The organism is Gelidimonas denitrificans, assembly GCF_055694065.1.
In genome coordinates this window covers 2,200,325-2,215,381 of the sequence record NZ_CM146350.1, presented here as the reverse complement: position 1 = coordinate 2,215,381, position 15,057 = coordinate 2,200,325, and the positions used below count along the sequence as shown (strand labels likewise).

Sequence of the window (15,057 nt, the reverse complement as noted above, 5' to 3'; positions counted from 1 at the left end):
CCTAAAATATATTCGAGTCAGACTGCCTTTTCGACAAAGACATGCAGCCGTTTTGGCCGCACGATCAGGGTTTCGCCTTCTTTCAACTTCAGTTGCGCGAAACGTTCATTCGAAATCACCGCCTCGATGATTTCCGCATTATCATCGCGTTCCAGTTCCAGTTGCGCCAGCGGACCGATTGCATGGGCGCGCTTCAATTGCACCACAATTCCTTCCGCGCCCGTCGTGTAACGATCCACTTCCAGATCATGCGGGCGCACATAACCGGTCCCTTTGGCATCCTGCGTTTGCGCATGATCGGGCGCGTCGAAAGTGACGCCGCCCGCATCCAGCACGCCTTCATGCACGCGGCCATGAAACAGGTTGACGTTGCCCAGGAAACCGTACACGAAAGGCGAGGCCGGATGGTTATACACTTCTTTCGGCGCACCGACTTGTTCCACTTGCCCCTTGTGCATCAGCACGATCTGGTCGGCCACTTCCAGCGCCTCTTCCTGATCGTGCGTGACGAAGATGCTGGTGACGTGCAATTCATCATGCAAGCGCCGCAGCCAGCGCCGCAACTCCTTGCGCACCTTGGCGTCCAGCGCGCCGAACGGTTCATCCAGCAGCAACACGCGTGGCTCGACTGCCAGCGCGCGCGCCAGCGCAATGCGTTGACGTTGGCCGCCTGACAGTTGCGGCGGATAACGATCCGCCAGCCAATCGAGCTGCACCAGCTCCAGCAATTGTTTGACCTTGTCGCGAATCTGCGCTTCGTTTGGCCGCAGATTGCGCGGCTTGACGCGCAGGCCGAAGGCGATATTCTCGAATACCGTCATGTGTTTGAACAGCGCATAGTGCTGGAACACGAAGCCGACCTGGCGCTCACGGACGTGGCGCGCCGAAGCATCCTCGCCGTCGAGCAAAACCTGGCCCCGATCCGCTTGCTCCAGCCCGGCGATGATGCGCAGCAGCGTGGTCTTGCCGCAGCCCGACGGGCCCAGCAACGCAGTCAGTTCGCCTGCCGGAAAATCCAGCGACACATCGTTCAGCGCCACGAAATTGCCGAATTGTTTATGAATATTCCTGACTTCGATGCTCATGATTGTTGCTCCTGGAATTGTTCTGCGCCGGCGTCAGCCAAGCGCCATTCGATCAGCGACTTCAACGCCAGCGTCACCAGTGCCAGCAAGGCCAGCAGCGACGCGACTGCGAAAGCGGCGGCGAAGTTGTATTCGTTATAAAGAATCTCGACTTGCAGCGGAATCGTGTTGGTTTCGCCGCGAATATGGCCGGACACCACCGACACCGCACCGAACTCGCCCATCGCCCGCGCATTGCAGAGAATCACGCCGTACAGCAAACCCCACTTGATGTTCGGCAGCGTCACATACCAGAACGTCTTGAAGCCGGATGCGCCCAGCACCAGCGCGGCTTCTTCCTCTTCGCTGCCTTGCGACTGCATCAGCGGGATCAGTTCGCGCGCGACAAACGGGAAAGTGACGAAAATCGTCGCCAGCACGATGCCCGGCACCGCAAACAAAATCTTGATGTCATGTTCAACCAGCCAAGGCCCGAGCCAGCCCTGCGCGCCGAACAGCAGCACATAGATCAGGCCGGAAATCACCGGCGACACCGAAAACGGCAAGTCGATCAGCGTCAGCAGAATGCTCTTGCCGCGAAACTCGAATTTGGCGATGCACCAGGACGCCGCCACGCCAAACACCAGATTCAACGGCACCGCAATCGCGGCGGTCAGCAAAGTCAGCTTGATGGCGGAGACCGCATCCGGCTCGGTGATCGCCGCCAGATACGCTTGCCAACCTTTCTTGAACGCTTCGGCAAACACCGACAACAGCGGCACGAACAGGAACAGCGTCAAAAAAGCCAGCGCAATCGTGATCAGCAATGCGCGGACCCAGAATGGTTCCAGCGTGGCTGCCGGCACAAGGGTTGGCACATGCGCCGGTTCAATGCGGGTTTGCTGCACGGCTGGCAACGGCAATGGCAAAGTCGGGGCGGTAGGCGTCGGCATCTCAGACTTTCTCGGATTGGCCGCGGTTGCGGGACCAGGCCTGCAAAACATTAATCAATAGCAGCATCAGGAATGATGCCATCAGCATCACCACCGCAATCGCCGTGGCGCCCGCATAGTCGTACTGTTCCAGTTTGGTGATGATGAACAGCGGCGTGATTTCCGACACCATCGGCATATTGCCGGCGATGAAAATGACGGAGCCGTATTCGCCGGTGGCGCGCGCAAAAGCCAGCGCAAAGCCGGTCATCAGCGCTGGCAGAATCGTCGGAAAAATTACCCGCGAAAAAGTCTGCAAAGGATTCGCGCCCAGGCTGGCGGCGGCTTCTTCCAACTCGCGTTCGGCGTCTTCCAGCACCGGTTGCACGGTGCGCACCACGAACGGCAGACCGATGAAAGTCAGCGCGATCAGCACGCCTAGCGGGGTGAACGCCACCTTGATGCCGAGCGGCTCCAGAAAGCGGCCGATCCAGCCATTGGGCGCATATAAAGCGGTCAACGCAATGCCGGCCACCGCCGTGGGCAATGCAAACGGCAAATCAACCAGCGCATCAATGATCTTCTTGCCGGGAAAACGGTAGCGCACCAGCACCCAGGCCACAATGCCGCCGAACACCACATTCAGCGCGGCGGCCAGCAGCGACGCGCCGAAAGTCAGCTTGTACGAGGCTACCACCCGGTCCGACGTGACCGCCACCCAGAATGCATCCCAAGTCAGTGTGAAAGTTTTCAGGAACACCGCTGACAACGGGATCAGAACAATCAGCGCCAGGTAAAACAGCGTGAAGCCAAGCGTAAGACCGAAGCCGGGCATGACACGGAACGGCGATTTTTTATCCTGTGCGGTGGCAATGGCAAGCTGCATGTCGGCTCTCTTTATTACAAATTTGACTAATTGATGGCGATAATCACATCGTAATCACATAAAGAGAACGAATTTTTTTGCATGTAGATAGAACGTTTTCGAATAACGATTTTCGACAAACATAAAGTGACACGGAAGTTGAGATTGTTGCCAGTGAAGAGAAGATTATTGCCACGATAGTTGAGACTGACTCATCCCGGATTTACTGTAAGCACTGCATCGGAACTGTGATCTTCAATCAGCTCGCCACATGATGTTAATGTGCCAACCTAAGGCGGCTATAACTCAGAGCTATTTCTGATCGGAAAGCGGGGGTTAAGCCTAATCTTATTGGCGCTGACGTGAATTTGACCCAAGCTCTGGAATTCCTTGACCTACTCGCGTGTCGAGCAAATGATTGGCCTTGTTGGAATTTCAGGCATTGGATATAGAAGCGGCCGTTGGGGATTGCGGCGCGAATGGCGGTTCAAGACTGGTTGCAGTCTTTCACTTTTCCAGATAGCTGCCGCTCAACACCTGAGTTAAGCAGCATGCGATACGCACGTCCGCTTGAACGATTAGTTGGACAGAAACATGAGCGTAAAGAAACCGGCTCCACCTACGACAAGATTTTTAAGCATAAAACAGGGAGATAGCCAAAAAATGCGAATACAAAGACCTGCCCTCTTTTTTTTTCAAAGTTGGGCTGCCAAAGCATTTACCTAACCTTTTGAACTTAACGCTGCTTTTCGTTAATGAGATATTTTATATAGCCATCAATATCAAGCGCCTCCGGCAATGGGTAATCATCTGCACAGTAGGGGCTGGTTTTCTTCTCTGCCAAATTTTCAAATTGATAACGTAACCATCGATAATAATAGTGGGAGGCCAAGCCCAGACCTTGTTGATAAATTTCATCATAGCGTTGCTGCAGACCAGCCTCGTGTAAATATTTGGCATAGAGAAATAAAGCTTCGACATAATAGTATTTTATATGTTGTAAATTGCCGAGCGCTTGCTCAAATAGGGCTGTTTTCTTTTCACTATCGACTTCTGCCAATGCCAACATAAGCTGTTGCAGGCCCATCGTATACGGATTGACGATTGTTAATTTTTTGATCTTGATTTTATCGGTGACGCCCATCTTTGCTTTGAGATAATGAAACTGCATCAAATTGATATGATCTTTTTCATAGACCGCGGCGATATAGGCATTGAGCATTGCTATGCTAAGCAGTCCGCTTGCGTACTTGGCTTCGAGCGTGAAAAAATCTGTTTTACATCTCTCGAGTAGAATTTGATTTATCTCGCCAATTGTGAATAGGGAGCCCGAATAGTAATCGTCATTATTCAATTTTCTATGAATACAGTATTTTAAATGTAGTAATTCATCGCCTTCCATTCCATAAATAGCCACTGCGTGGGATATCATTACCCTTTCGACCGCTGATAAGTTTGTAAATTCTGATAAAGTCGTTAATGGGCATATTTTTTTTATCTGTGCAAATGCATTTTTAAAATCGCCAGAAAAATATTTTACGTAGCATAAAATAGTCTCAAAGCAGCGGCTCGTTATTTCATCATTAGAAAAGATATTTGATTTATTTTCCAGTGCTTTGATCAAAGCGCCGTTAGTCGTGGTTGCGACGGATAGGGAACTCAAATCGTCTAGATAGTTTAGTAATTTTTCGCAATCTATGTTTGAAGCGTTAATATATTGAATACTTTTAAAAAAATTACCTTGGCGATCATTGAATATTTTACTAGCAAAATATTTATCATCTCTAAATGAGTTACTTAAATATTTCGCAATGATTATGTTGTACGTGATTGCATTCTGGTAATGATGCGTAAGATCGCCTGCACTGCGTTTGTTTAATTGGTATTCAGCGAACTTGCCTACGATGGATTGTAATTTTATGTTGCGGCGATCTACTTGCGTCATGGATTTATCTTCAAGTGCCTTGATGATCACATCGGTAATGATCGGGCTCGTTTTTTTGGTGCGCGCTTTTTTACCGGGGTTCCTCTGATCTGCCTTCCGATTCTCCGCAATGCGTTTTAAATCTTCCATATCGATGCCATCAGGGAATAATGACAGTAACTCGAACGCCATTTTTTCGGCGTCATTGAGGTGGCGATAAGAAAAATGGATGGATGCATAAAGCGATTTCTTGCGTTCTATATTGCCATCGGCAACCCTGTCAAAATCGGCCAATTCGGCATCGCTGGCTTTGCGGAAGAAATCGTCTTCAAGTTCACGCTGTAAATCACGGAAGCTTTTTCCTTTCGGAATATTATTGGCAACCAATTTAATTGCCAATGGATTGTTATCGAGCAAGGCTTCCACGATATTTTGCCGGATATAGTGCCGCTCACTATCATCAATCACTCTGCCGCGCAATTGCTGGCTAAATAATTCATATGCTTCATCGGTGGTGAACGGCCTTAATTCGTAGACTTGCTCGCATTCCAGTTTAAGCAATTCACGCGAGGTGATAACGATGGTGGCATAGTCACAAATAAAATTAATAAAATCCTTTATTTGCTGCTGATCGTCTAAGTAAAGCAGGGTTTCGACGTTATCTAAAATGATTAATTTATCTTGCTTCTCACAGTTATTTTTGATTTGCTTTTTTACGTCAATGGCATTTTCTAGATTGAAATTGGCGGCAAGTTTTTTTTCAAAGGCCAGGTAGTCGCTAATGAATTCACAATCAATGAAATCAATGCCATCATGAAATAAATTGCGGTCAGCCAACGCGACCGCAATTTTTTTTATCGTGATGGTTTTTCCAATGCCTCCAGAACCTTTAATGGTTAATACCTCGTTTTTGTCTTGTAATTCAATAATTTTGCGGCAAATATTTTCGAGGTCGGTACCTCTGCCGATATAGTTTTTGGTGTTTTTTGGATCGATTAGGTCAGGCAATGCTGTGCGCGTTCTGTGGCCCTTGTGCTCACCTCTTAATTCACCGAGTCTGAAGGCATCGCGATTGGCGATGGCGCTGTTTTCGAAGTATATTAAATCCTCTTTTTTGAATATTTTGAATGCAATACTATTAATTTTCTGTTTTTTCAGCGCAGGAAGAATCAGCGTGGGTAGCGATAACGAGGCGATTTCATCCACATCCAGTTCGTCCATATTCTGGTGATTGAGGAAGATAAAAACGCCATCCGTATCGCCATTGCCGATACATTCTTCCAATTCTTTTAAACCGATACGACTGCTTTGCAGTGTCTCATCTTCGATCACAATTTTCTTTTTGATTAGCGTAGACAAGATAAAGATGTAGTTGAAATTATCGAGCGCGTTCAGCGTTTTGGTATTTAAATGGAAGTAACTTATTTCGCATTTGAGGGATTTGAACTCTGCCAGCAAACTCTCATATTGATAATTTTCGCCGATGGGATTGGCTGTTAATACGACAACACGTTTAGCGCCTTGCGGAGGACTTGTTGCACTGATTTTGCTTGCTATGGTCTTTAAGGGTGCTGTGACCGGAATCGTCCGGCTTAGCGGCGATGTGGGCACAGCTATGATGGCATTTATTTGGTCGAGCAATGGCTGACCAAAATCGTCAAAACTGAGCAATTCAATTTGCAATCCTTTCAGTTTTGCTTGAATCTCCACATGATGCGCAGCAGGCACCAGGGCGTAATGCGGGCCGGTATTACCTGCAAAAAGCACATGCTCCCTGCCAAGCTGTTGCAGAAGTTCGGCATCATCCAAACCGCAACCCACAAATAATAGGTTGGCCGTGCTACACAACGCCCGAAAAGTTTCCAGCGCGGCTTGGTAGTCGCTATCTTTATCAAGGTAAAGTTTGCTATAGCTTTCGCTGGTGAAAATAATTTTGTCCAGATTGTCTATTTTTCCGTGCAAATGCCAAATGGCAGGTGCGCCGATAGTATTGCGATTGAAATCAGCCAGCGCATTTTTTTTCGTATTGTCCAATTCACGCACATCGTCTGGATGTGGACATGCAAAACGTAAAACTCTATCGTAGTTCAGGGTGATGACGCGATCACTGAGCGTCCATATAGCTTGTGGCAGTGCGAAACTGGATTCTTCAATATCGGCTCTTTTTACAGAAAAATTTTCCTTGAAAAACTGATCCCACAAGCTGCCATTTAATCCTTGCCTAGCATAATCGGCAGCTTGTTGATAGCTTCCCACAGGAAGAACTCCCCGAATGGCGTTTGCTAGGTCGGGCTTTTGCTCGGCGGTCAATTTTTCTGCGGCCCTTTCCAATAGTTCTTTCCAACTTGGGAAAAGGCGCTCGCCGGATTTTTTTCGCAAAGACATGGACACCCCCGCGCCGACAATGGGTATCAGCGTTTTTTGCTTATAGGCAGTAAGCAAAGTTTCTGGAATGGAGCCATGCATGGGATTTCCTTCATTAAACGTGGGTTTTAGATTTTGCAGAATGATAGATCAAATAACCTATTGATTCGCATCTTCTCCCCACGAGCCACTTCACGGGGAAGATCGATGGAATAGAGACTTCGTCGCTCCAGATCAATAAAAAAAGGGGGGCACCCAATAGCCGCCCCGAGTCAGGTGACAACGTAAATTAATGAGGTATGCAGTACCCCTCACCCACTTGCCTGACTACTTTCGGGTAAATTTGTGACCGGTCGCTGTTAGCAGAATCCGGTGTTCCAAATCATCAAGGTCAATGACCGCAACCGCTGCAATGCAGTCATTAAAGGAATCATCCTGACCGGCTGGTTTGGGTCGAATATAGCTGGTCAGGGCCTTTACATAATGCTTAGCGGTCTTTTACTTTCATCCACTGCAATAATTTTGGTTACCAAAAATTTATCTGTCATCGTCTAATTGAGGTTCACCAGTCAATACTATAAAAGTGAGTGCTCCCGAAAATTTCATCTTTCGTGGCTAAGACCGAAAATATCTCATCTTCTGCATCAAATCGGCTCATCTTCATTGGCAAAATCCCTGTTAAGTCTTTGATTCTGATTTTTTTACAATTTCACTTTCCATGTCACTGCACTGACAAACAAAAGGGCATGGCTTTTACAAAATCCTGGCGCAAAATCGACCCGGAATGGATCGTTCCAAGCCTCCCGCTAGCCTGAACAACAAGAGGTGAGTGCTGCGAACATGGGGTGCGTTTCGCGCAATCCAGGCGATATCGAAGAATTGGGGATGTAGCGATCCATCATCCATCATCCGGAAGCGTGAAATCTATAATCCATGCGGCATTAACCAAAGCGCGTGCTACCGCGCGCATTCCATATCCGGAACGTTAGTGTGACTCAAGTTTGAAGGGCGGGATGGGTGGACTCTGGGGCGTAGCGACCAGATACCTGCCGAACTATCTTGGCTGACGCCAGCTACTCGACAAAGAAGGGGGGAGCCTGGCGGCTATCAGGTTCCTTCTACAAGCAATGGGATAATTTCAACGCTGAACGCTCGCACAGCCTATTTTTAATGCCTCGTATGATTGAGGCATTTCTATATTGCAGCTGCGTCTTTAAGCGTCAAGCTTCCAACGCCAGCAAAGCGAACGTCCCCAGCCAGTGTTCACCCATATAGTCACCAGTGACATGGCCGATAGCACTGTTGAAGTGGAGATCGGCGGCGGCGAATAACACTGCCGCACGCGCATCGCCTGCCGGCAATGCGCGTGCAAGCGAACGCTGACACCAGGCGCGGCTGAGATTCAATCCATCCAGATGGGCAATTTTTCCATCGCTGCGATCGGTAACCGTAGCGGGTATAAATAATGTTGCTGGCTGGCGCTGTTCCAGGTTCGGCAAGAATTGCGTGAACCAAGCATTAAACTCTACGGCGGGCAGAACCCGGCGCATCAGTTCGGACTCCATCAACGCCGGCGACAAAAATTCATCCCCGCTGGGCTCCCAAGCCTGACATCCGGCATCTTCCATATGCCAGTTGCGTGCACGAGCGCAGATCTGTTTTTCTAACTCTATATGGCCGACATTGCGGGCATAATCCAGCCCCAGCGCCATTCCAAATGCGGTGTTGAAATGCGTCCCAACACGCACCGGATAGGTCGCTTTCGGCAAGAAATTGAGGAATAGTGCGGCGAAAGCATCTGCCAACGGTTGGAGTGTTTTCGCCCAGTGCCGACCTTGGTCGCTGTCCAGTTGGTTCAACGCAGTCTGTAGCGCCAACAACCAACCCCATCCATATGGACGCTCAAAGGTATTTCGCGATGGCGCTGCCAAATAGGCCAACTCACCCCTGACATTTTCCGCTGTCAATTGCTTGTCAAACACAGCGCGTATCGCTGGCGCTTCGGGTAATTCCGGGTAACGCGCTAGTAACCGCGTCAGCAGCCAATAGCCGTGTACGCAAGAATGCCAATCGTAACAACCATAAAAAATCGGATACAAGGCACGGGGGCCTTGTACGTCTGCAGCACTATTGAGCGTGTGCGTGAGCTTGTTCGGATATTCCCGCGTCAGATGACTGAGGACCAGATTGGCAAAGTGAGATGCTATTGCGGGCGTCAGTTTTTGGTTGGCTTGGTGCATAACGTCATCCACGATCAGTAAGTTTTTATATTCCTGGCAAGTGCTGTACACACCAGCATTACTGCATCATCAGGAAATACAGCAGGAAGATATTAACGACCAACAATGCCATCGCAGTCGGAATCTGCGCTTTAATCACGGCGTTCTTGTCTGGCAGGTTGAGCAAGGCAGCAGGAACGATGTTGAAGTTGGCTGCCATCGGCGTCATCAACGTACCGCAATAGCCGCAAAACATGCCGATAGACGCCATTACTGCCGGATTGGCATGGTAGACGCCGACCAGAATCGGAATTCCGACACCGCCGGTCATCACCGGAAAAGCGGCGAATCCATTACCCATGATTACCGTAAACAGCGCCATGCCGAGGCAATACACCATCACCGCAACCAGGCGGTAATCCATATTGATATACGACGTCGTCAGATGTGCGACCGCCTTGCCGACGCCGGCATCGGAAAACAGCAAGCCGAGCACCGCCAGCATGTGCGGCAAGACCACGGCCCACCCCATCGAGTCGATCAGGCGCCGCGATTCGCGCATCGATTGCGTCGGTGTCGCCCTGGTGATCCAGCACGCAGCAATCAAGGCTAGGATGCAGCCGAACCCCAGGCTGACCAGAGTGAAGTTCTTTTGATCCAGCAAGAACAGGTCGCCGATTTTCACGTTTTTGAATACGACCGAGCCGATCATCGTCGCGACTGGAATGATCAAGGCCGGAATAAACAGGCGATTGCCCAGTTTTTTGGCGCTGCTGCTGCGTTCCTGCGCCGACAATTCACTGTATTTACCCATGGCAACCCCGCCGAAACCGGCGATGATTGCCATCACAATCACGATGATGCCGACCAAGGCGGGTGGCAGATGCTCGCCCGCCAGATACACCACCGCATATAGCGCCCAGAACGAACCCGTGGTCAATCGTCTGGGATTGGCCCGATCCAGAAACGACATCACGGCAATCACCGCCAACATCAAGCCCAGCAGAATGAAAAAATAATCGAGCGTAAAAATCATGCCGTCCCCCCTTTGATTGCCGTGTCCTGATTCGCCACACTATGCGAACCCAGCTCGCGCGCAATCTGCGCATCCAGACGCCGTAATCGCCAGGCATGGATGATGAAGGCGGATATTGCCGTCGGTATGCCCCACAAGGCCATATGCAGCGGATTAACCTCAATTCCCTCGCCGCGCAGGATGGTCTGCATCAGCACGATCGCGCCAAAGGCGACGAACACGTCTTCGCCGAAAAACAACCCCACGTTATCGGTCGCGGCGGACATCGCCCGTATCTTGTAACGCAGTTTGTCGGGAATGGAGCCGTAACGATTTTCCGTCGCACCTTCCGCCATCGGCGCAATCAAGGGACGGACCATTTGAGGATGGCCGCCCAGGCTGGTCAAGCCTAAAGCGGCAGAAACCTCGCGCACGAACAAATAAACGATCAGCAAGCGACCGGCAGTGGCGGATTGGATACGTGCAATCGAGGCTTGTGCGTGTTCTTTCAAGCCGTAACGTTCGAGCAAGCCGATGACTGCCAGGGGCAGCAGCAGTATCAGCGGCAAGTTGCGAGTCTTGATGAATCCGCTTCCCAATGTGGACAATATTTTGTCCAGTGGCATTGCCGCGGCAAACCCGGTAATGATGCCGGCGACGATGACGACCAGCACTGGATTTATCCGCAGCAAGAAGCCGAAGATGATGACGGCCACGCCGATCAGCGGCCAAAGGTTTACAGCAGTTTCCATGAGTGCGTCTCCTACAGAATGATTGGAATTACTTCAGCTAGTCATTTTTTATTTTTTATGCGTTTTACCACGACAGTACTGCGCATTTTGCATTGTCAATAAGCACATCTGATTGTCACATCGATAACGATGGTCTTTTAGCCATCTGGAAAATGGATATTCACATATTTTGATGAAAAACAAAATCATTTATTGACAATTTACGGATAAATTATCTACATTATGCGAACGACACGCTAGTATTTTTTTAAAAATATCTAGTGCACTGCAACAAAACGGAGACAAAATGGACAGCAGCATAACCAAGCAAGCGACACGCAAAAAATGGCAATTCTGGGTCGATCGCGGCGGCACATTCACCGACATCGTGGCGCGACGCCCGGATGGTTCGCTGATCACGCGCAAGATGTTGTCGGAAGATCCGGCCCATTACAGCGATGCAGCATTGGCCGGTATCCGTGACCTGATGGGCGTGCCGCGTGACCAGCCGATTCCAACCACAAACATCGATGCGGTCAAGATGGGCACCACCGTAGCGACCAATGCCTTGCTTGAACGCAAGGGCGAACGCTGCGCGCTAGTCATCAGCCGCGGCTTCGGCGACGCCTTGCGCATTGGCTACCAGAATCGTCCGCGCCTGTTTGACCGCAACATCGTGCTGCCGGATCAACTCTATGAAACCGTGATTGAAGTTGACGAGCGCATCAATGCACAAGGCGAGGTTATACGCGCACCAGATGAGGACGCCATCAGCGCCGCGTTGCACACCGTTTTTGAGAGCGGCATCCGTTCCATTGCGATTGTGTTGATGCATGGCTACCGTTACACGCAGCATGAAAAAATCATCAAGAAGATTGCCAGCGCCATCGGCTTCAGCCAGATTTCGGTGTCGCATGAGGTCTCGCCGATGATCAAGCTGGTCGGGCGTGGAGACACTACCGTGGCCGATGCTTACCTGTCGCCGATCCTGCGCCGCTATGTCAATCAGGTCGCCGCGGAACTGGGCGATACGCGCCTGATGTTCATGCAGTCGAATGGTGGCCTGACCGACGCCCATCTGTTCCAGGGCAAGGACAGCATCCTGTCCGGCCCGGCCGGCGGCATCGTCGGCGCGGTGCGCACCGCCGAGATTGCCGGTTACGGCAAAATCATCGGCTTCGACATGGGCGGCACCTCGACTGACGTGTCGCATTACAACGGCGAGTTTGAGCGCGTGTTTGAAACCATCGTCGCTGGCGTGCGGTTGCGAGTGCCGATGATGAGCATCCACACTGTGGCCGCCGGCGGCGGCTCCATCCTGCACTTTGACGGTGCGCGCTTCCGTGTCGGGCCGGATTCGGCCGGCGCCCATCCCGGCCCCGCCAGCTACCGCAAGGGCGGGCCGTTGACCGTCACCGACTGTAATGTAATGTTGGGAAAAATACAGCCGGCATTCTTCCCGAAAGTATTCGGGCAACATGCGGACCAGGCGCTGGACCGCGAAGTTGTGCGCAGCAAATTTGCAGCGCTTGCCAGCGAAATTGAAGCTGCAGGCTTAGGTCTGCGCTCGCCGGAACAAGTGGCGGAAGGCTTCTTGCAGATCGCAGTCGAAAACATGGCCAACGCCATCAAGAAAGTCTCGGTGCAGCGCGGCTACGATGTGACCGACTACACTTTATGCTGCTTCGGCGGCGCTGGCGGCCAGCATGCGTGCCAGGTGGCAGATGCACTGGGCATGAGTCGCGTGCTGCTGCATCCGTTTGCCGGCGTACTGTCCGCGTTCGGCATGGGACTGGCAAACCAGCGCGCACTGCGGGAAACCTCGGTAGAACAGGCGCTGACCGCCGACAATATCGGGCTGATCCAGGATGCGTTGAACACACTGGCCGACAAGGCCGAACAGGAATTACTGTCGCAAGGCATCGCTGCCGACGCGATCCAGACCATCCGTCGCGCGCATTTACGCTACAAAGGCACCGATTCGGCAATGATCGTCGGCCATGATTCGGTGACCTCGATGCGCGCACAATTCGAGGCCCAGCATCAGGCCCGCTACGGTTTCGTGATGGCAGATCGCGAATTGATCGTGGAAGCAGTTTCCGTCGAGGCCGTGGCCGAGACCGATGACGTATTGGCCGATGACGCCTTTCGCACCCAGAGCAGCGACCAGAAGTGCGCTGCCGAAACGATAGCGCAGATGTTCTCGCAACAGCAGATGCACCAGACGCCGATCTACCAACGCGAAAAACTGAGCACGCTGGACCGTATCAAAGGCCCCGCCATCATCAGCGATGCGGTCTCGACCACGGTAGTCGAACCGGGCTGGGCGGCGCATGTGACCGAGCGCAACGACCTGATCGTGGAACGTGTCGAGGCGCGGCCCAGTCGCAAGGCGGCCGGCACCGATGTCGATCCGGTATTGCTGGAAGTGTTCAACAACCTGTTCATGTCGATCGCCGAGCAGATGGGCGCGACCCTGGAAAATACTTCGCACTCGGTAAATATCAAGGAGCGGCTGGATTTCTCGTGCGCGATCTTTGATGCCAGCGGCAACCTGATTGCCAACGCACCGCACATCCCGGTCCACCTGGGCTCGATGAGTGACTCGATCAAATCGGTCATTGCACGCAATAGCGGAAAGATGCATCCGGGCGACGTGTATTGCCTGAATGCCCCGTATAACGGCGGCACCCACCTGCCGGACATCACGGTGATTACGCCGGTATTCGATGAAACGCAGCAAAATGTGCTGTTCTACCTCGGTGCGCGCGGCCACCATGCAGATATCGGCGGCATCACGCCAGGCTCGATGCCACCGCGCAGCACCCACGTGGACGAGGAAGGCATCCTGATCGATAACTTCCTGCTGGTGGATGGCGGTCGTTTCCGCGAAACGGAAACCCGTACATTGCTGGCCAGTGGCCAGTGGCCGGCCCGCAATCCCGATCAGAACATCGCAGACTTGCGGGCTCAGATCGCGGCCAATGGCAAAGGATTGCAAGAACTGGCGAAAATGATTCAGCAGTATGGCCAGGACGTCGTCATCGCCTACATGCAATACGTGCAGGACAATGCGGAAGAAGCGGTACGCCGGGTCCTGCTCACCCTCAAGGACGGCGATTTCAGCTACCCGATGGATAATGGCGCGGTGATCCGGGTCAGCATCAAGATTGATCGTCAGCAGCGCAGCGCCAGGATCGACTTCACCGGCACCTCGGCGCAATTGCCGAACAACTTCAACGCGCCGGCTTCCATCAGCCGTTCTGCGGTGCTGTATGTGTTTCGCACCCTGGTCAATGCGGAAATTCCGCTCAATGAAGGTTGCCTGAAGCCGCTGGAAATCATCATTCCGGAAGGCAGCATGCTCAATCCGCGCTATCCGGCAGCAGTAGTATCGGGCAATGTGGAAACCTCGCAATACGTGACCGATGCCTTGTATGGCGCGCTGCAGGTGATGGGCGCGGCACAGGGGACGATGAACAACTTCACCTTCGGCGACGCGCAGTACCAGTACTACGAAACCATCGCCGGCGGCTCGGGCGCCGGTCCTGATTTCGATGGCGCATCCGGGGTCCAGACCCATATGACGAACTCGCGCCTGACCGATCCGGAAGTGCTGGAATTGCGCTTCCCGGTAATGGTGGAAGATTTCAGCATTCGCCAGGGTAGCGGCGGTGCAGGCAAGCACAACGGCGGCAATGGCGTAGTGCGCAAGATTCGCTTCAAGCAGCCGATGACTGCCGCCATTTTGTCGGGCCACCGCATTGTGCCGCCATATGGCGCTGCCGGTGGGCAAGCAGCGCAGGTCGGCAGCAATTACGTACTGCGTGCAGCGGGGCAAATGGAATCGCTGGAGTCCACCGCCGAAGTGCAAATGGGGGTGGATGATATCTTTGTGATTGCCACGCCGGGCGGCGGCGGCTTCGGAATCGCCTAGCGTAAA

Annotated in this window: 9 protein-coding genes; 2 read left to right on the top strand and 7 right to left on the bottom strand. The window is 52.0% G+C overall.

What is annotated here, in order from left to right; all coding sequences use genetic code 11:
• Window positions 1–17: 17 nt before the first annotated feature.
• From FKCLFG_RS10355 to FKCLFG_RS10340, 4 genes are all read right to left on the bottom strand, one after another.
• A complete protein-coding gene (locus tag FKCLFG_RS10355; RefSeq protein WP_472613011.1) occupies window positions 18–1,085 on the bottom strand; it encodes a sulfate/molybdate ABC transporter ATP-binding protein in 1,068 nt (355 codons plus the stop codon).
• The gene (gene cysW / locus FKCLFG_RS10350) at window positions 1,082–2,017 is read right to left on the bottom strand and encodes a sulfate ABC transporter permease subunit CysW (RefSeq protein ID WP_472613010.1); all 936 of its coding nucleotides are present in this window, start codon (window positions 2,015–2,017) and stop codon (window positions 1,082–1,084) included. The genes FKCLFG_RS10355 and cysW overlap by 4 nt, the downstream gene beginning before the upstream one ends.
• 1 nt (window position 2,018) lies before the next feature.
• Window positions 2,019–2,882 carry a sulfate ABC transporter permease subunit CysT gene (cysT, locus tag FKCLFG_RS10345; RefSeq protein WP_472613009.1) on the bottom strand — a complete coding sequence of 288 codons (864 nt, stop codon included), beginning with the start codon at window positions 2,880–2,882 and terminating at the stop codon, window positions 2,019–2,021.
• A gap of 715 nt (window positions 2,883–3,597) precedes the next feature.
• Window positions 3,598–7,251 carry an SIR2 family NAD-dependent protein deacylase gene (locus tag FKCLFG_RS10340; protein WP_472613008.1) on the bottom strand — a complete coding sequence of 1,218 codons (3,654 nt, stop codon included), beginning with the start codon at window positions 7,249–7,251 and terminating at the stop codon, window positions 3,598–3,600.
• A 270-nt stretch (window positions 7,252–7,521) separates the two neighbouring features.
• On the opposite strand from FKCLFG_RS10340, the gene FKCLFG_RS10335 reads away from it, so the two are divergent.
• Window positions 7,522–7,704 (top strand): hypothetical protein, encoded by a 183-nt coding sequence (locus FKCLFG_RS10335; RefSeq protein ID WP_472613007.1) that lies wholly within the window; start codon window positions 7,522–7,524, stop codon window positions 7,702–7,704.
• 665 nt (window positions 7,705–8,369) lie between these two features.
• On the opposite strand, the gene FKCLFG_RS10330 is transcribed toward FKCLFG_RS10335, so the two are convergent.
• Genes FKCLFG_RS10330 through FKCLFG_RS10320 form a run of 3 tightly spaced genes read right to left on the bottom strand, consistent with a single transcriptional unit; the run spans window position 8,370 to window position 11,135 of the window.
• Entirely contained in the window at window positions 8,370–9,389 is a 1,020-nt protein-coding gene (locus FKCLFG_RS10330) for a DUF2891 domain-containing protein (RefSeq protein ID WP_472613006.1), read from the bottom strand.
• Window positions 9,390–9,447: 58 nt separating this feature from the next.
• Window positions 9,448–10,404, bottom strand: coding sequence for a DUF979 domain-containing protein (locus FKCLFG_RS10325; protein ID WP_472613005.1), 957 nt, complete (start codon window positions 10,402–10,404; stop codon window positions 9,448–9,450).
• Entirely contained in the window at window positions 10,401–11,135 is a 735-nt protein-coding gene (locus FKCLFG_RS10320) for a DUF969 domain-containing protein (protein ID WP_472613004.1), read from the bottom strand. Before FKCLFG_RS10320 ends, FKCLFG_RS10325 begins: the two co-directional genes overlap by 4 nt.
• Before the next feature lie 286 nt (window positions 11,136–11,421).
• Between FKCLFG_RS10320 and FKCLFG_RS10315 the strand changes: the two genes are divergently transcribed.
• The gene (locus FKCLFG_RS10315) at window positions 11,422–15,051 is read left to right on the top strand and encodes a hydantoinase B/oxoprolinase family protein (RefSeq protein ID WP_472613003.1); all 3,630 of its coding nucleotides are present in this window, start codon (window positions 11,422–11,424) and stop codon (window positions 15,049–15,051) included.
• Window positions 15,052–15,057: the final 6 nt, after the last annotated feature.